At 65.5% G+C, this 20,646-nt stretch carries 17 protein-coding genes; 4 read left to right on the top strand and 13 right to left on the bottom strand.

Annotated features, from left to right (window positions below; translation table 11 throughout):
* Positions 1-86: 86 nt before the first annotated feature.
* Positions 87-2,984, bottom strand: a complete 2,898-nt coding sequence (locus C8C99_RS02785; RefSeq protein WP_108624892.1) for a valine--tRNA ligase — start codon at positions 2,982-2,984, stop codon at positions 87-89.
* A gap of 356 nt (positions 2,985-3,340) precedes the next feature.
* Between C8C99_RS02785 and C8C99_RS02790 the strand changes: the two genes are divergently transcribed.
* Positions 3,341-5,200, top strand: coding sequence for a M48 family metallopeptidase (locus tag C8C99_RS02790; RefSeq protein WP_108624893.1), 1,860 nt, complete (start codon positions 3,341-3,343; stop codon positions 5,198-5,200).
* 222 nt (positions 5,201-5,422) lie between these two features.
* Here C8C99_RS02790 and C8C99_RS02795 read toward each other — a convergent pair whose 3' ends face one another.
* From C8C99_RS02795 to hemC, 8 genes are all read right to left on the bottom strand, one after another.
* Positions 5,423-6,046 (bottom strand): VOC family protein, encoded by a 624-nt coding sequence (locus C8C99_RS02795; protein WP_108624894.1) that lies wholly within the window; start codon positions 6,044-6,046, stop codon positions 5,423-5,425.
* 199 nt (positions 6,047-6,245) lie between these two features.
* A complete protein-coding gene (locus C8C99_RS02800; RefSeq protein WP_108624895.1) occupies positions 6,246-6,821 on the bottom strand; it encodes a YceI family protein in 576 nt (191 codons plus the stop codon).
* Positions 6,822-6,943: 122 nt separating this feature from the next.
* Positions 6,944-7,519, bottom strand: a complete 576-nt coding sequence (locus tag C8C99_RS02805) for a YceI family protein (protein ID WP_056639512.1) — start codon at positions 7,517-7,519, stop codon at positions 6,944-6,946.
* Positions 7,520-7,600: 81 nt separating this feature from the next.
* On the bottom strand, positions 7,601-8,173 hold the full coding sequence (locus C8C99_RS02810) for a cytochrome b (RefSeq protein ID WP_056639508.1): 573 nt from the start codon (positions 8,171-8,173) through the stop codon (positions 7,601-7,603).
* A 360-nt stretch (positions 8,174-8,533) separates the two neighbouring features.
* Positions 8,534-9,811, bottom strand: coding sequence for a heme biosynthesis protein HemY (locus C8C99_RS02815; RefSeq protein WP_056639506.1), 1,278 nt, complete (start codon positions 9,809-9,811; stop codon positions 8,534-8,536).
* Between the two features lie 4 nt (positions 9,812-9,815).
* The gene (locus C8C99_RS02820; RefSeq protein ID WP_199226300.1) at positions 9,816-10,949 is read right to left on the bottom strand and encodes a uroporphyrinogen-III C-methyltransferase; all 1,134 of its coding nucleotides are present in this window, start codon (positions 10,947-10,949) and stop codon (positions 9,816-9,818) included.
* Positions 10,946-11,773 (bottom strand): uroporphyrinogen-III synthase, encoded by an 828-nt coding sequence (locus C8C99_RS02825; RefSeq protein WP_108624896.1) that lies wholly within the window; start codon positions 11,771-11,773, stop codon positions 10,946-10,948. The genes C8C99_RS02820 and C8C99_RS02825 overlap by 4 nt, the downstream gene beginning before the upstream one ends.
* 1 nt (position 11,774) lies before the next feature.
* Entirely contained in the window at positions 11,775-12,707 is a 933-nt protein-coding gene (gene hemC / locus C8C99_RS02830) for a hydroxymethylbilane synthase (RefSeq protein ID WP_108624897.1), read from the bottom strand.
* A 128-nt stretch (positions 12,708-12,835) separates the two neighbouring features.
* Between hemC and ppc the strand changes: the two genes are divergently transcribed.
* Positions 12,836-15,625, top strand: coding sequence for a phosphoenolpyruvate carboxylase (gene ppc / locus C8C99_RS02835; RefSeq protein ID WP_108624898.1), 2,790 nt, complete (start codon positions 12,836-12,838; stop codon positions 15,623-15,625).
* 193 nt (positions 15,626-15,818) lie between these two features.
* Here the strand turns inward: ppc and C8C99_RS02840 are convergent, their stop codons facing one another.
* Positions 15,819-16,112, bottom strand: a complete 294-nt coding sequence (locus C8C99_RS02840) for a DUF4148 domain-containing protein (RefSeq protein WP_108624899.1) — start codon at positions 16,110-16,112, stop codon at positions 15,819-15,821.
* A gap of 317 nt (positions 16,113-16,429) precedes the next feature.
* Positions 16,430-17,539: an AI-2E family transporter gene (locus tag C8C99_RS02845; RefSeq protein ID WP_233247296.1), complete on the bottom strand. Its 1,110-nt coding sequence runs from the start codon at positions 17,537-17,539 to the stop codon at positions 16,430-16,432.
* A gap of 383 nt (positions 17,540-17,922) precedes the next feature.
* Here C8C99_RS02845 and C8C99_RS02850 point away from each other — a divergent pair, with 383 nt between their 5' ends.
* Together C8C99_RS02850 and C8C99_RS02855 are read left to right on the top strand one after the other, a co-directional pair.
* Entirely contained in the window at positions 17,923-18,657 is a 735-nt protein-coding gene (locus tag C8C99_RS02850) for a hypothetical protein (RefSeq protein ID WP_199226302.1), read from the top strand.
* The gene (locus tag C8C99_RS02855) at positions 18,654-19,235 is read left to right on the top strand and encodes a FlgO family outer membrane protein (protein WP_108624901.1); all 582 of its coding nucleotides are present in this window, start codon (positions 18,654-18,656) and stop codon (positions 19,233-19,235) included. Before C8C99_RS02850 ends, C8C99_RS02855 begins: the two co-directional genes overlap by 4 nt.
* A 167-nt stretch (positions 19,236-19,402) precedes the next feature.
* Here C8C99_RS02855 and flhC read toward each other — a convergent pair whose 3' ends face one another.
* On the bottom strand, positions 19,403-19,963 hold the full coding sequence (gene flhC, locus C8C99_RS02860) for a flagellar transcriptional regulator FlhC (protein ID WP_056639495.1): 561 nt from the start codon (positions 19,961-19,963) through the stop codon (positions 19,403-19,405).
* 45 nt (positions 19,964-20,008) lie between these two features.
* A complete protein-coding gene (gene flhD, locus C8C99_RS02865) occupies positions 20,009-20,335 on the bottom strand; it encodes a flagellar transcriptional regulator FlhD (protein ID WP_015015270.1) in 327 nt (108 codons plus the stop codon).
* Positions 20,336-20,646: the final 311 nt, after the last annotated feature.

Here is a 20,646-nt window from a genome sequence, read left to right on the forward strand (position 1 = left end):
AGCCCGCAACCCACACCGGCAGAACATGAAAACGAGGCAGGCGGTCCGTGCGAAACGGGCCGCCATGGCGCAGTATGGCCCGGGTTTTAGCCCAGCCGTGTCAGCTGATCGCGCAATCTGCCCAGCGTGGTGCCGAAGTCGGCAATGCGCTTTTTCTCCTGCTCGATCACCGCCGCAGGCGCCTTGGCCACAAAGGCTTCGTTGGACAGCTTGTTGTTGGCCTTGGTGATCTCGCCGTCGATGCGGGCGATTTCCTTGGACAGGCGGGCTTTCTCGGCCGCCACGTCGATCTCCATGTACAGACACATGCGGGCGTCGCCCACCACGGCCACGGGCGCAGCCTGGGCGGCGGCGGCCCAAGCGGCCTCGTCGTCAAACACCTTGACCTCGCTGAGCTTGGCCAGCGCCTGCAGCACCGGGCCCACGCCACGCATGAACTCGGTGTCGCCCACCACGTACAGGGGCAGGCGGGTGGAGGGAGACACGTTCATCTCGCCGCGCAGCGCGCGGCAGGCGTCCACCAGGCCCTTCACGCGGCCCATGTGGGCAATCGCGCCTTCGTCGATCTTGGCCGGTTGGGCTTCGGGATAGCGCGCGATGCTGACCGACTCGCCAGTAATGCCGGCCACGGGAGCCACCACCTGCCACAGGGCTTCGGTGATGAACGGAATGATGGGGTGGGCCAGGCGCAGGATGGCTTCGAGCGTGCGGATCAGCGTGCGGCGCGTGGCGCGTTGCTGGGCCTCGCTGCCGTTCTGGATCTGCACCTTGGCGATCTCCAGGTACCAGTCGCAGTACTCGTTCCAGACAAAGTCGTAGATCGTGTTGGCCACGTTGTCCAGGCGGTACTCTTCAAAGCCCTTGGCGACCTCGGCCTCGGTCTTTTGCAAGAGCGAGCTGATCCAGCGGTCGGCCTGGCTGAACTGCATGTAGCCGTGGGCGCTGCCGCCGGGCTGGCATTCTTCCTTGGTGTGCTCCTTCAGGCCGCAGTCCTGGCCCTCGCAGTTCATCAGCACGAAGCGGCTGGCGTTCCAGAGCTTGTTGCAGAAGTTGCGGTAGCCCTCGCAGCGCTTGCTGTCAAAGTTGATGCTGCGGCCCAGGCTGGCCAGTGCCGCGAAGGTGAAGCGCAGCGCATCGGCGCCATAGGCCGGGATGCCTTCGGGGAATTCCTTTTGCGTGTTCTTGCGCACGGTGGGCGCAGTCTCGGGCTTGCGCAGGCCGGTGGTGCGCTTGTCGAGCAGCGGCTCCAGCGCAATGCCGTCGATCAGGTCCACCGGGTCGAGCACATTGCCCTCGGACTTGGACATCTTCTTGCCCTGCGCGTCGCGCACCAGGCCGTGGATGTACACGTGCTTGAACGGCACGCGGCCCGTGAAGTGCGTGGTCATCATGATCATCCGGGCGACCCAGAAGAAGATGATGTCGTAGCCCGTGACCAGCACGGTGCTGGGCAGGTACAGGTTGAAGTCGTCGGTCTCGGCGGTGCCTTGTTCAGGCCAGCCCATGGTGCTGAAGGGCACGAGCGCGGACGAGTACCAGGTGTCGAGCACGTCCTCGTCGCGGCGCAGCTGCTTGCCCGGGGCCTTGGCCTGCGCCTCGGCTTCGCTCCGGGCCACGATCACGTTGCCGTCTTCGTCGTACCAGGCCGGGATCTGGTGGCCCCACCACAGCTGGCGGCTGATGCACCAGTCCTGGATGTTGTTCATCCACTGGTTGTAGGTGTTCACCCAGTTCTCGGGCACAAAGGTCACATCGCCGCTGGCCACGGCGTCGATCGCCTTTTGCGCAATGCTCTTGCCGGTGGGGTCCTGGTCGCTGACCTTGCTCATGGCCACGAACCACTGGTCGGTCAGCATGGGCTCGATCACCTGGCCGGTGCGGGTGCAGATCGGCACCATGAGCTTGTGCTTCTTCACCTCGACCAGCGCGCCGATGGCTTCGAGATCAGCCACCACGGCCTTGCGGGCCACGAAGCGGTCCAGGCCCTGGTACTTGGCGGGCGCGTTCTCGTTGATGGTGGCTTGCAGCGTCAGCACCACGATCATCGGCAGCTTGTGGCGCTGGCCCACGGCGTAGTCGTTCTGATCGTGCGCAGGCGTGACCTTGACCACGCCCGTGCCGAATTCCTTGTCCACGTACTCGTCGGCGATCACCGGGATCTGGCGGTCGCACAGCGGCAGGTTGACCATCTTGCCGATGAGGTGCGTGTAGCGCGCGTCCTCGGGGTGCACCATCAGCGCCACGTCGCCCAGCATGGTCTCAGGCCGGGTCGTGGCCACCGTGAGGCTGCCCGAGCCATCGGCCAGCGGGTAGGCGATGTGCCAGAGAGATCCATCTTTCTCTTCGCTCTCGACTTCCAGGTCGGACACGGCGGACTGCAGCTTCGGGTCCCAGTTCACCAGGCGCTTGCCGCGGTAGATCAGGCCCTGCTCGTACAGCTTCACGAAGGTGTCGGTCACCACGGCGCTGAGCTTGTCGTCCATGGTGAAGTATTCGCGGCTCCAGTCCACGCTGTCGCCCATGCGGCGCATCTGCGTGGTGATGGTGTTGCCGGACTTTTCCTTCCACTCCCACACTTTGCTCACGAAGTTCTTGCGCGCCTCGGGCGGGGTGGGGCCCATGTCGTAGCGGCTGGTGCCTTGCTCTTGCAACTGGCGCTCCACCACGATCTGCGTGGCGATGCCCGCGTGGTCGGTGCCCGGCACCCAAACGGTGTTGAAGCCACGCATGCGGTGGTAGCGCGTGAGGCTGTCCATGATCGTCTGGTTAAACGCATGGCCCATGTGCAGCGTGCCCGTCACGTTGGGAGGCGGCAGCTGGATGGAAAAGGCGGGCTCGCCCGCCTGGGGCTGGCCCGTGCCACGGTGGCCTGCGGTGCCATACCCGCGCTTTTCCCATTCGGGGCCCCAGTGGGCTTCCATTGCAGCAGGTTCAAACGACTTGGACAGGCTTTCGAGGCCGGGTTGTGGTTGGGGCGTGCTCATGGGGTGTCGCAGTGGGGGCAGTGGGGCGGAGCGGCCGCAGGGAGCGCTCCGACGAACAAGAGGGTGAACCGCATATTTTAAGGGACCGCCACCCCGGCGCAGGCCCCGCAGGGCCTTCGCCCGTTCGGGGGCTGCGCGCCGTCTGTCGGCCGATTCTTTCCAATGGTTACCTTGAGCCTGGGTGCGCAGGTGAATGCATCCTGATAATCCCGGCCGGCGGAGTGGGAAGGGCGCGGCAACGTGAACCAGGCTCCGCGCACGGATCACGATCTACAACAAGGACTGGTGCAGTGGCTTGCGGGGGATGTTCAGCCCTCCGACGCCACGAAGCCGGGCCGTCACAACCATCCGAACCTATGACGTTTCAATCTGCCTGGCGCCTGGGCCTGGTCAAGGTCTTTGCCTATGCGCTGCTGGCGCTGTTTCTGGTGCCTGCGGTGACCTACGTGTTCACCCGCCATGCCCAGACCGAACAGGACGCCCGTTTTGTGGCCGGCATCAGCCAGCGCATCGATGCCGAAAAGAGCCTGCCCGCCGACGAGAAACAGGCGCGCAAGGATTATTACCGCAGCAACCCGCCGTCCACCATTTGCAGCAATGCAGACCCCGACGCCCGCGAATACCGCGAGGCGCTCTGCGATACCTTCTCGGATGTCTGGCAGTTCCACATGGCGCGCAAGCTGTCGCTGTGGACGCTGGTGGCCAGCGCGGCGCTGCTGTTGGCGGTGCTGGGGCTGGGGGCGCTGGCGTTTGCCGACCGCACGCTGCAGTACGCGAGCTTTGTGGCGGGCTGGCGCCTGACGTCCTGGGCCAGCGCCACGGCGCTGGTGGTGCAAGGGACGATGGCGGTGTGGCTGTCGTTCTGGGTGACGGCGTTTTTCTTCCACAAGTACTCGCCCAAGCTGGTGCTGTTTGTGGGGTTTGCCGTGGGGGCGGGGGTGCTGGTGGCGGTGGCGGGCATCTTCAAGCGGGTGCAGTCCAGCAACCAGGTGGTGGGCGAGCTGGTGGCCGAGGCCGATGCGCCGCTGCTGTGGCAGCGCATTCGCCACCTGGCACAGCGCCTGAAGACCGAGCCGCCCCGGCACATCGTGGCCGGGATCGATGCCAACTTCTTTGTGACTGAGGCCCCGATCACCGTGGGCCAGCAGACCCTCACTGGCCGCACGCTGTTTGTGAGCCTGCCGCTGCTGCGCATTCTGGACCAGACCGAGGCCGATGCCGTGCTGGGCCATGAACTGGCCCACCTGCGCGGGGGCGACACGCGGCGCAGCGCGCAGCTGGGGCCCAAGCTGGTGCAGTTTGACCACTACCGCCACGCCATCCGCACCGGCGGGCTGTCGGCCATGGCGTCGCCGCTGCTGGACCTGTACCGCACCATCTTCGAAATCGCCCTGGCCAGCGACAGCCGCGAGCGCGAGTTCAAGGCCGACCGCCTGGCGGCCAAGCTGGTGAGCCCAGCGGCAATCGCACAGTCGCTGGTCAAGATTGCCGCCTACGCTCAGTACCGCTACCGCATCGAGGACGAACTGTTCGGCCGCAACGAGCGGCACGACAACAGCACGCTGGGCATTGCCAGTTTTGTGGCCCAGGGCCTGGCGCCGTACGCAGCATCGCCCGACTTTGTGGATGCGATGAAGACGGCCAATGTGCCGCACCCCTTCGACTCACACCCCGCCATGCCCGAGCGCCTGCGCAACGTGGGCATGGCCCTCAAAGAGCGTGACTACGGCGCGATTGCCGTGCGTGCGCCTGCCACCACCTGGGTGCAGGAGATATTGACCGCCGACGCGATTGAGCAGCGGCTGTGGAGCGCCTACGAACAGCAGTTTGCGCAAGACCACGAGCGCAGCCTCGCCTATCGCTACGAGCCCGCCAACGACCAGGAGCGGGCCCTGGTGCTGCAGTATTTCCCGCCCGTGGTGTTTGCCCTCAAGGGCGATGCGACGGTGGAGGTGAGCATTGAAGGCATCCGCACTTCGGCGGATGAGACCACGGTGTTCTGGGACGCCGTCAAGGCGCTGCAGTTCAAGGAAAGCAGCTTTGGCAACGCGCTGATCGTGACCCACCCCGAGAAGAACGCCCTGGGCCTGGGCGCCAAGACCAGCAAGATCAAGCTGCCCGGCCTCAAGAAGGACAAGGACCAGTTCAATGCCGTGGTCAGCCACTACTGGCAGCGCCACCAGATCATGCGGGCGCAGCAACAGGCAGCGGGATAGTTGCTATCTTTTGTATAGCTGCTGGGGCAAGGGGATGTGGCGCTTCAGCGCTGTAGGGCCAAAAATCCCATGCAAGGCGGTCGGATGGCCGTGTGACGGGGCCGCGCGCCCCATCCAGCGCAGCCAACCCCGTGGACCGTGGGGTGCTGCACCGCCAGAGGCTTGGCAAGCACCCCAGGCCCCCCCAACCCCTGGCCAGTTGGGCGTCTGGGTCAGATCGGCTTACTTGCGCACAAACTCCGGCCGGTCGTTCTGCTGGGGCTTGAGCGGCGCTGCCACCTTGCCTTCGGCGCGCTCCTTGCGCCATTGCTCCTTGCGCGCCGTCCACTCGCGCAGGCGGGCGTGGGCCACGGTGCTGTCTTTTTCCATTTGCTCGTCGTTGGCCAGCTGGGCCGACAGCTCCAGGCGGATGCCGTTGGGGTCGAAGAAATAGATGCTCTTGAAGATGTGGTGGTCCGTCACGCCCAGCACTTCCACGCCGTGCGCTTCCAGGCGGCGCTTGGTGTTCTCCAGCTCCTGCACGGTGTTCACGCGGAACGCGATGTGGTTGACCCACAGGGGGGTGTTGGGCGAGGGCTCGGCCTTCACGTCGTCGCCCAGGTCGAAAAAGGCGATGAAAGAGCCGTCCTGCAGGCGAAAGAAGAAGTGGGTGTAGGGGCAGTACTCGCCGGTGCTGGGCACGTAGTCGCTCTGGATGATGTGGTACAGCGGCAGGCCCAGGACGTCTTCATAGAACTGGCGCGTTTCCTCGGCATCGCGGGCCTTGTAGGCGTAGTGGTGCAACTGCTGGATGGCGGCGGGTGCGGGCAGGCTGGCCAGGTCGGTCGGGTTCAGAACGGCGTTCATGCAGAGTCTCCTCAAATCGGTGATTGCAATTCTACTATTCGTAATTGATTTACGTTAAGTTAATTTTAATTGCCCGGTAAAGTGACGGAAACACGCAGGGCCAAAGAAAAAGCCACCCGGCGCATGGCGCACGGGTGGCTGGTCGCAAAGAGCGGGTGGCAGGGCGGCGCAAGGCGGCGCCGCTGCCCCGTGGCCTGCTTTACTGCTTCACGGCTTCGATCTGCACCACCAGGCGCACGTTCTTGGGGAAGCCCCATTCCACGCCATAGTTCATGCCCCATTGGGTGCGGTCGATGGTGGCTTCAAAGTCGCCGCCGCACACTTCGCGCTTGAGCATGGGGCTTTCGTAGCAGTTGAACTGGTTGGCCTTCAGGGTCAGGGGGCCGGTCTTGCCCAGCAGCGTGAGCTGGCCTTCCACGCTGGCCACCTTGTCGCCGTTGAACACGAACTTGCTGGACACGAACTTCATCGTGGGGTGCTTGGCTGCGTCGAACAGGTCGGCGCTTTGCAGGTGCTTGTCAAACGCGGGGGTGCCCGTGTTCACCGAGGTCACGTCGAACGTGATCTCGGCCTTGCCCGACTTGCCGGCCTTGTCGAGCTGAATGGTACCTTCCTTCTTGTCGAAGCGGCCACGGTTCACGGCTGCCCCAAAGTGGCTGATCTCGAACGCAGCAAAGGTGTGCGTCGGATCGATGGCGTAGTTGGCCGATTGGGCCTGGGCGGCGCCAGCGAACAGGGTGGCGGCGGCAGCCAGGGCGAAGAGGGACTTGCGCATGGGAACTCCTGAAGGATCAAAAAGGAAAGGACAAGGGAAAAGGGGGGCGCGGCACCGGGAGTCACGCCCGCGTGCCGCGAAAGCTGGTCGAGGGCTCCGGGTGGGATGCGGTCCAGCGGGGCTCAGAGCTTGCCGACGCCGGTCAGCGCGAGCTTGAACTTGACCTGCACGTCGTCGGCCACCATCGAGGTGTCAGCCCACTCGTTTTCGCCGATCTTGAAGGCCAGCCGCTTGATGGGCAGTGCACCCGTGGCCGTGGTGGTGGGGCCGGCCTGGGTGAGCGTCACGGGCACCACGACGTTCTGGCTGTTGCCCTTGATGGTGAGCGCGCCCGCCACTTCAAACTTGCCGCCGCCCAGCGCCTTGATGCTGGACGACACGAACTGGGCCTGCGGGAACTTGGGCACGTTGAACCATGCGGGCTTGGGCAGCTCGGCATCCGTCTCGCGCGAGCCCAGCGTGGCACTGCCGGTGTCCACCGTGAAAGCGATCTTGCTGGTGGCCAGCTTGGCCGGGTCAAACGCCACCTGGGCGCTGAACTTCTTGAAGTGGCCTTCCAGCGGCACGCCCATCTGGCGGGCGGTGAACTGCACCTCGCTCTGGGCGGGCACCAACTGCTGCTGGGCCAGTGCGGCCTGCGCGCCCATCGCAAGGGCGGCGCCCAGCACGATGTGGGAGAAGGTAGAAGACACGTTCATGCAGAAACTCCGTTCAAACTCAGAAGGTAAAGGCTGTAGCAGCGGTTCGGATGAACGCGTCGCAGGCGACAAGGACGCGTTTTATTTCCAGGGCAGCATGCGCGAGAGCAGGCCGTCGCGGTCTATCCACTGGTGCTTGAGTGCTGCTGCGATGTGCAGCACCGCCAGCGCTGCCAGCGCAAATGCCGTGTACTGGTGCCAGGGCTTGATGGCTTCGGCCAGGTCCTTGCTGACGGGCACGAAGTCGGGCAGTTGCCACAGGCCCAGGAACACGATGGGGAACCCCGCCGCCGAGCTGTAGGCCCAGCCAATCAGTGGCACGGCAAAGAACAACCCATACAGCAGATGGTGGGTGCCGTGGTGCGCCAGCTTTTGCCAGGCAGGCATGGACTTCTCGACCGCGCCCGGCAGCGCCGGGGGGCGGTGTGTAGCGCGCCACAACAGGCGCAGCGCCGAGAGCACCAGGATCGTCACGCCGGCCCATTTGTGCCAGTTGTAGAGCTTCAGGCGTTGGGGCGAAAAGGGCAAGTCGGCCATGTACACGCCGACGCCAAACAGAGCGATCAGCGCCAGGCCCAGCACCCAGTGCAACAGCATGGCGGTGCGCGTGTAGCGGCGTGGGGCGGCGAGGGTCGTGGTGGCAGTGGCTGTCATCAGCGAATCTGGAGGTCAGTGCAAAAAAGGAAGGTGATCAAAGGCTGCAACGGCCGCCGGACTCGGCGGCACAACGGCGGGGTCATGGGGCAGTGTAGAAAGCGCTGCCCACGGTCTGCTTCAGGCAGATTGATGCCTCAATTCAAATTTATTGAATCGATAGGTCTTGAGCGCTCAAAGTTCCCCAATGCTGTGCAATTTCTGCCGCGCCGGTAGGTCCGGGCACTGGCAAGGCACGGCTGGGTGCATCGATGCCCCTCCGTGGCAAAAAGGGATATGACTGCATGACATGCCGTGATCGCCATGCAGCATGGGCGGTGCCGTGGGCACCGGCGCCACCGCGCCCTCGCCCAGCCCGGGTTAGCGGGCCTGTGCGGCCTGTTTCCAGGCACTGGCGGCGGCGCTGTCGTCGCCCCGCTGCTCGGCCAGTTCAGCCAGATGGCGCCAGGCGCTGGCGCGCAGCTGGGGATCGGTCAGCTGCTGGGCGGCCTGGGTCAGCAACTGCTGGGCCTTGCCCCACAGCTGGCGTTTGAGGCAGGCCATGCCGGCCAGGTACTGCAGGCGGGCGTCGCGCGGATTGGCTTGCTGGGCCGACTCGATGCGGGCCAGCCAGGGGCCGTCGAGCGCGTCCAGCCCCGCCTCCAGCGCACGCACCAGCTTGAGGGCGTGTTGCTCGGCCAGGGCGTCGGGCAGGTCCACCATGCGTTCCCACACGGGCAGCAGCCACGCACGCACCTGGGTGGCATCGCCGCCCAGCCTGGCCAGCCGCTCGGCGGCGTGGATGGCCAGCTCGGGCATGTTGCGCTCGCTGGCTTCCAGCAACAGCCAGGTCTGCTGCAACTGGGCGGTGTCGTGGGCGCTGTTGATGAGTTCGGTGGCCAGGCCGCGCACGATGCTCTGCGCCGCATTGGGCGAGAACGCGCGGTGCTTGCCCAGCAGGCGCGCGGTGTCCAGCGCCTCTTGCGTCTGGCGGGCCAGCCGGGTGGCCTTGAGCTTGATGCGCAGCGCCAACGTACGGCGCGCCGCGCCCTGGGGCAGCGCCGCCAACCGGTCGAGGGCGGCGCTGGCGTCACGGTCGTCCAGCGACCAGCGGGCAGCGCGCATCTGGGCGCCTTCGTGCATTTCCTGCTCGTTGATGGAGCCGCGCATGGGGGCTTCCTGCAGCGCGTCCTGCAGGTGGCTTTCGCGCGTGGCGCGGTCCTGCAGGGCGTGCGAGGCCTCCGCGGCAATCATGTGGGCCAGGGCCCGCAGCTGCTTGCCGTGGGGCACTGCTTCGCCGCTGGCCTCCAGGGCGTGTTCTTGTGACAGGGCTGCCACGGCGGACTTGCGCGAGCGGATGAACCGGCCGCCCAGCATATGGGTCAACGCATCGAGCAGCGCGCCGTGCATGGCACGCTCTTTTTGCTGCACACGCCAGCGGCGGGCCTGGTGCGGCAGCTCCAGCAAAGCGGCCAGCGCGCGCAGCGCCGCATAAACGGTGACAAAGCCACCCACCAGCAGCAGCACCACCATGTTGAGCGACAGGTCGATGCGGTACGGCGGCCAGTACAGGGTGACGGTGCCCTGATTGTTGCCCGCAAACAGTGCGGCAGCCACAGCCACACCAAACAGCGCCAAAAGCCAAAGTGCAGCACGCATATCGTCAACGCCCGGCGGCTGCAGTGGCCAGTGCAGCCAGGGTTTCGTCCAGGCGCGGCAGCTCGGCCGCCTTCATGCTGGCCTGTGCCTGCTGCAGGATGGAGGCCACGTTCTGCGTGCGGCGCGAAGCGGGGTCGAAATACTTGTTGAGCGCGGCGGTGGCTGCTGCCAAATCGGCGCGGGCCGACTCGAACTGGCGGGCCAGGATGCCCAGGCGCGCATTGAGTAGCTTGAACTTGAGGTTCTCACGCAGGAAGAAGGTCTGCTCGGGGGCCAGCAAGATGGCCTCGGGCTGGTCGATGCGGCTCACGCGCACCAGGCTGCGGGCTTCGTCGCGCACCACCTCCCAACTGCGCTGCAGGGCCGCCTGCCACCAGGCCAGGCCGTCGGTGGGGGCGGGGGCACTGCCAGGCGCTGCGGGGCCGGTGGACAAGCGCTTGGTCGAGGCGGCCTGGGCCACGGCATTGAGCACGGGCAGGTCGTCCACCTGGCGCACCAGGTCGTCCAGGCGGGCCAGCAGGCCAGCGGTGTCCGTCACGGTGGCACGGGTCAGGCGGTCCAGGTCGCGGCCGATGGCACGCTGCACCGGGGCCAAGCGGGGTTGGGCGGAGCGCTCGATGCGCTGGTTGGCGCTCTTGAGCGCGGCCACCAGGGGCTCCAGGCTGCCTGTGAGCTGGGCCTGCTGTTGCGCCAGCCGGATGGCCGATTCAATGTCCACCACCAGGTTTTCGTCGCGCGAGCGCGACAGGCTTTGCATGAGTTCTTCGAGCTGGCTGCGCTGCAAGGCCACCTCGCTCACGCGAGCTTCGGCCACCGACAGGCGAGCGGCCGTGTCGCGCACCTGCTCTTCGGCCTGGCGGGCCATGGTGCGGGCCTCGATGGCCAAGGCCCCTGAGTCGGCCGATTGCCGGGCCAGCTGCTCCTGGATGGCGCTGAGCTTTTGCCACAGCAGGCCGCTGCTGACCAGCGCGGCCACCGCCACGGCACCCACCAGCAAGGTCGTGGCGCCACCTCTGCCAGTGGCGGCAGCGGGCGCGGCAGGAGAGGGGGCGGGGCTCACGGCTGGCGCGCTCACGGCGGCGGCCACAGGGGCTGCTGGGGGTGTGGGCGGTAGATCGTGAGGGGACGCAGAACTCATGCGCCCGATTCTATCGAGGCCACCACGTCTTCTAGCGCTGGACGGCATTCCCTCACCGTCCCAAAGCCCGCTGCACGGGCCGCTTCGGCGATGCGCGGGTGGGTGGCCAGAGCCTGCGCAGCGCCCCAGTGCTGGCCCGGCAGGGTCTGGGCCAGGTGGGCTACCGCCTCGGAGCTGCTCAGCAGCCAGATGGAGCCGTCTTGCGTCGCCTGTTGCGCCAACGCCACCTCGTGCGCCGCAAAGTGGGGCGCGCCACGTTGGTAGGCCACCACAAACTCCACCTGGCCACCCCGTGCCTCGATCTGTTGGGCCAGCCAGTCACGGCCATTGCCTTGGGGGGATTCGTGCGCACCTTGCGGCGTGGCCGAGCGCCCCCGCACGATCAGCACGCGGTCGCCGGGCCGCACCTGGGGGGCCACCTGTTGCCACAGGGCTTCGGAGTCGAACTGCGGGGCATCTGGCGCGGGCCCATCGATGGCGCTGCGCGGAACGCCCACCTGCTCCAGCGCGCGGGCCGTGCCGGGGCCGGGTGCCCATGCTCTTGTTTTTGTAGCTACAAAGGCATAAAAATCCGGCGCATCAGGGCGATTTTGATCAAAAAAGTGCACCACGGCGTTGCCACTGACAAACATCAGGGCGCGGTAAGCACTGGGATTGGCGCGGGCGGCGTCCAGGGCCCGCAACGCGGCAGCGTCGGTGCAGGGGCCTATCGCAATCAGGGGCAGCGCCACGGCCTGAATGCCGTGGGCGCCCAGCTGCTCCACCCAGTGGGCGGCTTCGCGGTTGGGCCGCGTGACGATCACCCGGGGGGCTGCTGCGGCCATGTCAGGCCGGTGCCACGCCCCGGGCACCGCCTGCGCGCAGGCGCTGGGCAATTGCGTCGCCCAGTGCTTCGGCTTGCGCCAGCGTGGTGACAGGCGCGCTGGCCTGTGCGCGGACCAAGGGGGTCTTGTCTTCGGGCTCGCCCCAGGCGGCGTCCAGCTGCAGCACGTCCTGGGTGAACGTGCCGTGTGCGGCCAGCGGCATCGAGCAGCTGCCGCCCATGGCGCGGCTCACGGCCCGTTCGGCGGCCACGGTGAGCCAGGTGGCTTGGTGGGCCAACGGCGCCAGCGCGTCGATCAGATCCTGCCGGTCACTGCGCACCTCGATGCCCAATGCGCCCTGGCCTGCGGCGGGCAGCATGGCGCTGGGGGCAAACGTGGCGCGGATGCGGGCCTCAAGCCCCAGGCGCTTGAGGCCTGCGGCGGCCAGCACGATGGCGTCGTACTGGCCTTCGTCCAGCTTGCGCAGGCGGGTGTCGAGGTTGCCCCGCAAGGGTTCAATCTTCAGGTCGGGCCGCAGCGCTTGCAACAGCACCTGGCGGCGCAGGCTCGATGTGCCCACCACGGCGCCCTGCGGCAGGGCGTCCAGGTTCTCGTAGTGGGGCGAGACAAAAGCGTCGCGCGGGTCTTCGCGCTCCATGACGCAGGCCAGGGCAAAGCCCTCGGGCAGCTCCATGGGAACGTCCTTGAGCGAATGTACGGCGATGTGGGCACGGCCTTCTTCGAGTGCCACTTCCAGCTCTTTCACAAACAGGCCCTTGCCGCCGACCTTGCTGAGGGACTTGTCCAGGATCTGGTCGCCCTTGGTGGTCATGCCCAGCAGTTGCACGCTGTGGCCACGGGCTTCGAGCAGTGCTTTTACGTGTTCGGCCTGCCACAGCGCCAAGCGGCTTTCGCGGGTGGCGATGACGATAGTGGGCGTTTGGGAGGGGCTCAAGTTCGTAACCTGTTTGTAATTATTCAGGGGCCCAGGATGCTAGCATGCGCCCGCACTGGGGCTGGTGCGGCCTGCGGCCCTGCGGGCTTTCGGCGCCAGGCCATCCCACCCATCCCGGAGACTCCTGCATGAAACGATCCGACAAGGACCAGCCCCTGATTGACGATATCCGCCTGCTGGGCCGCATTCTGGGCGATGTGATCCGTGAACAGGAGGGCGTGGAGGCCTACGAGCTGGTGGAGCAGGTGCGCAAGCTCTCGGTGGCCTTCCGCCGCGACGCCGACCAGGAGGCCGACCGCGCGCTCAAGAAGCTGCTCAAGTCCCTGTCGGGCGACCAGACGGTGAGTGTGATCCGCGCCTTCACCTATTTCAGCCACCTGGCCAACCTGGCCGAAGACCGCCACCACATCCGCCGCCGCGCCGTGCACGAGCGTGCGGGCGACACGCAAGAGGGCAGCATCGAAGTCGCCCTGTCGCGCCTGCGCTGGGCCGGCATCGCGCCCAAGACGATTTCGCAGACCCTCGCGGGCAGCTACGTGGCGCCGGTACTCACCGCCCACCCCACCGAAGTGCAGCGCAAGAGCATCCTGGACGCGGAGCGCGACATCGCCCAGCTGCTGGCCACGCGCGACGACATACAGGTGCGCGCCCAGCTTTACAACAGCGCCAAGGACGCGCTGACCCCGCGCGAACTGGCCGCCAACGAAGCCCTGCTGCGTGCCCGCGTGGCCCAGCTGTGGCAAACGCGCCTGCTGCGCTACAGCAAGCTCACCGTGGCCGATGAGATCGAGAACGCGCTCTCTTATTACGAAGCCACCTTCCTGCGCGAGATTCCCAAGATCTATGCCGACCTGGAGAACGAACTGGGCCAGTACCCCGTGCACAGCTTCTTGCGCATGGGCCAATGGATTGGCGGCGACCGCGACGGCAACCCCAACGTCACCGCGCAGACCTTGCAATACGCGCTCGGCCGGCAGGCCGAGGTAGCCCTGCGTCACTACCTGACCGAGGTGCACTACCTGGGGGGCGAGTTGTCGCTGTCGGCGCGCCTGGTGCAGGTGTCGGCCGAGATGGAAGCCCTGGCCCTGCGCTCGCCCGACACCAATGAACACCGGGTGGACGAACCCTACCGCCGCGCGCTCACGGGTATCTATGCGCGCTTGGCTGCCTCGCTGAAGGATCTGACCGGAGGTGAGGCCGCGCGCCACGCCGTGGTGCCCCAAAACGCCTACGCCAGTGCCGAAGAGTTCCTGGCCGACCTGCGCGTGATCGAGGCTTCGCTCCAGTCGCACCATGGTCAGGCCCTGGCCGCCGAGCGCCTGCACCCGCTGATCCGCGCCGTGCAGGTGTTTGGCTTTCACCTGGCCACGGTGGACCTGCGCCAAAGCTCCGACAAACATGAAGAAGTGGTGGCCGAACTGCTGGCCAAGGCGCGCATCGAGCCCCATTACGCGGGCCTGCAAGAAGCCGCCAAACGCGCACTGCTGATCAAGTTGCTGAACGACGCGCGTCCGCTGCGGGTGGTGGGTGCCGAGTATTCCGCCCACGCCCTGGGCGAGCTGGCCATCTTTGAAACCGCCCGCGTGATGCGCGAGCGCTTCGGTCACGAGGCGATTCGCCACTACATCATCAGCCACACCGAAACGGTGAGTGACCTGCTGGAAGTGTTGCTGTTGCAGAAGGAAGTGGGCCTGATGAACGGCACGCTCGATGCCGAATCGAAGAACCATCTCATCGTGGTGCCGCTGTTCGAGACCATCGAAGACCTGCGCAACGCCGCGCCCATCATGCGCGAGTTCTACAGCCTGCCCGGCGTGGCCGCGCTGGTGCAGCGCAGCGGGGGCGAGCAGGACATCATGCTCGGCTATAGCGACAGCAACAAGGACGGAGGCATCTTCACCAGCAACTGGGAGCTGTACCGCGCCGAGATCGCTCTCGTCGAACTCTTCGACGAACTCGCCACCAGCCACGGCATCCAGCTGCGCATGTTCCACGGCCGAGGCGGCACCGTGGGCCGGGGCGGTGGTCCTAGCTACCAGGCCATCCTGGCGCAGCCGCCCGGCACCGTGCGCGGCCAGATCCGCCTGACCGAGCAGGGCGAAGTCATCGCATCGAAGTACGCCAACCCAGAGATCGGCCGGCGCAACCTGGAGACCCTAGTGGCTGCCACGCTGGAGGCCACGCTGCTGCAGCCCACCAAGCCGGCGACCAAGGCCTTTCTGGATGCGGCCGCGCAGCTCTCGCTGGCCAGCATGGGCAGCTACCGTGCGCTGGTGTACGAGACCCCGGGTTTTACCGATTACTTCTTCAACTCCACGCCGATCCGCGAGATCGCGGAGCTGAACATCGGCTCGCGCCCCGCCAGCCGCAAGGCCAGCCAGAAGATCGAAGACCTGCGCGCCATCCCCTGGGGCTTCAGCTGGGGCCAGTGCCGCCTCACGCTGCCCGGCTGGTTCGGCTTCGGCTCGGCGGTGGATGCGTTTGTGAACGCCGAGGGCAAGGACCCCAAGGCGCAGCTGGCGCTGCTGCAGAAGATGTACCGCCAGTGGCCGTTCTTCCGCACCCTGCTGTCCAACATGGACATGGTGCTGGCCAAGAGCGACCTGGCCCTGGCCTCGCGCTACAGCGAACTCGTCACCGACGCCCGCTTGCGCAAAAAGGTGTTCACCAGCATCGAGGCCGAGTGGCACCGCACGGCCGATGCGCTGACCCGCATCACGGGCGACAAGCAGCGCCTGACGCACAACACGGCGCTGGCGCGGTCCATCAAGCACCGCTTCCCTTACATCGACCCGCTGCACCACTTGCAGGTCGAGCTGGTACGTCGCTGGCGCGCAGGGCAGGGCGACGAGCGGGTGCAGACCGGGATTCACATCTCCATCAACGGGATTGCGGCAGGGTTGCGCAACACGGGCTGATGGACCCGCGGAGCGCTTCGAGCCTTCGATCCCAGACCTGCTGCGTTCGCGGCGGGCACCCATAACCAAAAAGGGCTCCCAGTGGGAGCCCTTTTTGCCTGCCCGCCCCTGCGGTTCAGTTAACACTCCCCATGGCAGCAGCACCCGCAAATGCAAAGTGCCACCACCATGGGAAGTCCCGCAACTGCGTCAATTACATGGCGCTGAATTCGCCCGAAGGGATCTGGCCGGTGCGCACAGCTTCGGCGGCCTGGGCACGCACGGCAGCGCGGTCGGCGGTGGACTTGTAGGTCACCACGCGCGAGCCTGCGGGTTCCATGTTGTGGGTGCGGGCTTCGGTGACGGCTTCGGCAGCCACTTCAGCGCGGGTGCGGTTCGTATCGAACTTCAGGGCAAATTGCGAGCCATCGGCTTCGTCAGCATGGGCGCCAAAGGCGGCGAAAGCGGCAACAGCGGCGACGGAGAGGAAACGGGCGGTCTTGTTCATGATGAAAATCCTTAAAGGCTAAAAAAGCGTCTCAAAAAAGCCGGGTCAAAAACCATTCCTGAACCGGGTTCGGTGAGTCGCCTTGCGGGTTCGGCTCATCGATGGGATGAACTGTACGCCGATGGTGTTCAGGGAAAAACCACCCAGTCGCAAACTAACTGTTCCAGTATTGAGAACAATAGATGAGTCGACCTGGGTCACGACAGAGCGCCTTGATGTGGGACTGACGCGGTACTGGGCGGGGACGAGAACTGATCGCCCGGCGGCGTGGCGACGGCGTTCCTCAGGCCGCGTTGGCGGCCTTGCTGCGTCGTCCCTCAATCCCCCAGCAACTCGCCCACCGCCTTGAGATCCTCCACCCGGTCGCACACGGCCTTCACGGCCATCATCACCGGGATGCCCAGCAGCAGCCCCCACAGGCCCCACAGCCAGCCCCACGCCAGCACGCTGACGAACACGGCCACGGGGCTCATGCTGCTGGTACGGCTGGTGAGCCATGGCGTGAGCAGGTTGCCGACCAGGGTGTGGATGACCAGCGAAGCACCACCAATGGCCATGGCCATGTCCAGCGTGCCGAACTGCAGGAACGCCACCAGGACCGATGCGCCCGTGACCAGTGCCGAGCCGATGTAGGGTGCGAGGTTGAGCACGGCGGCCACTACGCCCCACACGGCTGCGTTCTCCAGGCCCAGGGCCCAATAGGCCAGGCATGTGGCCACGCCCACCAGCACGCTGGTGGCTACCTGCACCAGGAGATAGCGCTGGATCTGGTTGGTGATGTCTTCCAGTACATGGATGGTGACCTTGCGCCGCTCCAGGCTGGTGCCCGCAATGCGCAGCAGCTTGTTGCGAAACAGGTTGCCGGATGCCAGCGCGAAATAGGTGAGGAACACCACCACCGTGAGCTGCCCCAACGCCGACATCACGCCCATGGTGCCGCTCCACAGGTAGTCGCGGATGTTGAATGGCGGGCGTTCCACCACCACGCGTTGCACCCCACGCCGGGGGGGGCTCGCGGCGGTATTCTCTGTGGCGGCCTGCTCGATTTGCGTCGCGGCCTTTTGCATGGTGTCCAGCGGGCTGCTGTTGCCCGAGCGGGTTTTCAGGCTGTCGCGCACCTTCTTGGCGGCGACAGGGAGTGAGTCCACCAACTGCGCCGCTCCGTCGCTGAGTGACCAGGCCGTGCTGGCCAGTCCACCCACGATGGCGATGAGCAGCACCCCGGCGCCCAGCCAGCGCGGCACATGCCAGCGTCGCATGAATTCAACCAGGGGCCGCAACGCCGTGGTGAGCAGCAGGCTGAGCATGATGGGAATGAACACCGCACTGGCCCAGTGCAGCAATGCCACGCTGGCAAACAGCGCCAACAGCGCGAGCGACAGGTTGCGCACGTCCACGGGCATGTGGAGCATGAGGGGGGCCGCCATGGCCGGTTGCTGCGGCGCTGCGATGGGGGCGGCCGCCGTATCCGCGTTGATCAATGGGGGCATCGCAGCGGCTCCGTCGGCGCATGGCGCGCCCGTCGCTTCTTGCGCAGCCGTGCTGCTCAACGATGCATCGGAGGCTTGGGGTGCGTCGCCAGCCGTTGCCGATGGAGGCTGGGGTGTGTGGATGTCGGCAGAGGGCGCGGTCATGGGCGGATTGTGCGGCAGCCCAGTGGCTGGCTTTGTAGGTGGCCATCCCATCGCCGGCGGCGTTGGCAAAGTGCGACGGAAAACAGGCTTTGTTCCCGCGATGGTGCTTTGCCGAGGCCATTAGGATGATGCGATGCAATTGGACGGCATCACAACATGACAAGGGGCGTGTGCGCATGAATCCTCAACACTCCCTCCGTGGGCGCGTGTTCGCGACGGCAGCACTGGCGGTGTTGCTGGGCGGATGCTCGTCGCTGGATGTTCCGCGTGCCGACAACTATCCGGCCACCGACCAGAAGAAAGCGCGCGCCGTGCACCACTGGGATGTGCTGGCCGACGACGTAGCGGGCCGCATTACCGGCAAGATCAGTGCCTGGCCAGCCGGCGAGTACCCCATCTATCTCGCTCCGAGCCCCGGCGACACCAGCTTCAACAACGGCTTTCGCAAGCTGCTGATCACGCGCCTGCTGGATCGCGGCGTAGTGCTGTCCACGCAACCGACGGCAGTCACGCTCACATTCGAAACCCAGGTGGTCCAGCACAACGCGCGCGTGCAAACCTGGGGGCCCATGCCGTGGACACGCTTAGCGCTGGGCGTGGGCGTGGCGCGAGACTGGTATCTGTTCCGCCAGGGCGCTGGCTCCATGCTGGCGGGGGTTGCCACTCTGGGCGCTGTGACGGACCTCACGCAATACGCCATCGACGGATCTGCCGCAGGCGGGCCGACGCGCACAGAGGTGCTCATCACAACCTCCCTCGAAAGCGGCGACCGCTATCTGGCGAGCACGGCAGACGTTTACTACGTCGAACCCGATGATTCGCCGTTGTACAAGACGCAGCTGCCACCACCTCCGTCACCACCGCCTCCTCCACCCACCCCGGTCAAAACCTGGCGGGTGGTTGCACCATGATGCGCCGTTTCCAACCCGGCAAGCTCAGGTCTGTGTGGTGCCTGGGCATGATCGCGGTGTCGGCCCTGGCATTGCAGGGCTGCTCAACCAATCCAGTCCACAGCTACTACTACGGTGATCGTGCGGGCGGCATGTCGCGCACCGACCTGATCGAGGTGAACGAACGGGCGACGGATGCCCTGCTGCTCAGCGCGCCGTTGGATGCGAGCCAGCCGTTGCTGGTGGCCACCTTGGTGAATGTGGACCGGCTCAACGAGTCGTCGCGGCTGGGGCGCATCTTTTCGGAACAGATCGCGGGGCGCATGGTGCAGCGCGGGTTGCGCGTGACGGAGGTGAAGCTGCGTGACAACCTGGTGTTGCATCGCGAACAGGGCGAGTTGCTGCTCTCGCGTGAGGTGCGGGAGGTCAGCCAGGCCCAGAACGCGCAGGCCGTGGTGGTGGGCACGTACGCGGTGTCGGCCTCGGTGGTGTACATCAGCCTCAAGCTGGTGAACCCGGTGGGCAACCAGGTGATTGCGGCACACAACTACGCGGTGCCTGCGGACGAGAACGTGCGGACCTTGCTGGCCGGGCGTTGATGGGAAACGGTGCGGTGTTCTGCCTTGCGCCACATTCCATCGGCAGACAGCAGAAAGCAAAAAGGCCCCGAGTAGGGCCTTTTTTGTTCGCTATCTAATTGATAGCTATCTCGGCAATATGCACTAGCGCATTGGGCGCTTTGGGCTCAAAAGATCACGCCAAGGCATCAATGCAGCATCAGCGCGCCGGCGGTCTTGCTCTTGCCTGCGCGGGCGGGTGGGTTGCACAGGCCGCAGGTGAAATGGCGGTTTTCGTACAGCTCGGTCACGAACTGGCCGCTGCACTGGCTGCACTTGGTGCGGGTCAGCATGCCGGCGTCCACAAATTTCACCAGGCGCCAGGCGCGGGTGAAGGACAGAAGAGGCTCGATCTCGGCCGTGGCGACTTGTTCGTTGTACAGGCGGTAGGCCTTGGTCAGCAGTTCCACCGAGTCTAGGTCCACACCTTTGGACAGGTATTCGTAGATGTTCAAAAACAGCGAGCTGTGGATGTTCTCTTGCCAGGTCAGAAACCAGTCGGTCGAAAACGGCAACTGGCCTTTGGAGGGCGACTTGCCAGCGATCTCCTTGTAGAGGCGGATCAGGCGTTCATACGACAGCGTGGTCTCGGACTCCAGCACCTGCATGCGGGCGCCCATCTGGATCAGCATGGCTGCGCGTTCGATCTGCTTGGATTCGTTCAGAACGCTTTTGACGGGGGCTTTGGCGGCAGTGGTCGTGGAGGACATGGCTGGCTTTCGGTGAAAACTGGAACGAGGCGGCAGACGAATGCTTCAGAGCACTTCAGACACGCGGCTGGCCATCAGGATGTTGGCGTGCAGGGTGTTGGTGGCGTCGTTGCCCACCTTCTTGGCCGAGTGGTTGGTGAGCAAGCTCCACACCAGGTTGTCGTCCACGCGGAAGCTGCAAAGTAGCGTGTTGCGGGAGGCCAGTTTCATCACTTGCGCTGCCGACAGCGAAGCGAGAATATCGGCAGACTCTTCGTTCATGCCCAGACGGAAAACCGCTTCGGCCTTGTCCTGACGGATCAGGGTTTGGGCCAGCATCAGGTAGGTGAGGTTGGCTTCGCGGATTTCAGCGAGGATTTGTTCGTTGGTCATGGCGGCTTCCTTTTTTCCAGTACCGGGTCTTGCGTTGCCTGCTGACTGCAGGTTTTGCGTGATCCGTTGAAATGGATTGTGAAACCGCCCCAATCAGAAATTAAGTCGGGGTTTGGCTGTGCCGCGCGTCTGGTTTCGTGGTGGGCTGTGTAGGAATTTGCCCTACATACAGATCAGGCGTTGGCTGGCTTTTCAGGGGGCGGCGTCTGCTGCACTGGCAGGCATCGGCCCCTGAATTCTGCTCATGGTTTTGATAGCGCCTGCAAAACCATCTTTTTTGCGCTTTTGCAACCCGCGGCGTCCGTTACGCC

The organism is Acidovorax sp. 107 (assembly GCF_003058055.1).
Classification (GTDB): Bacteria; Pseudomonadota; Gammaproteobacteria; order Burkholderiales; family Burkholderiaceae_C; genus Acidovorax.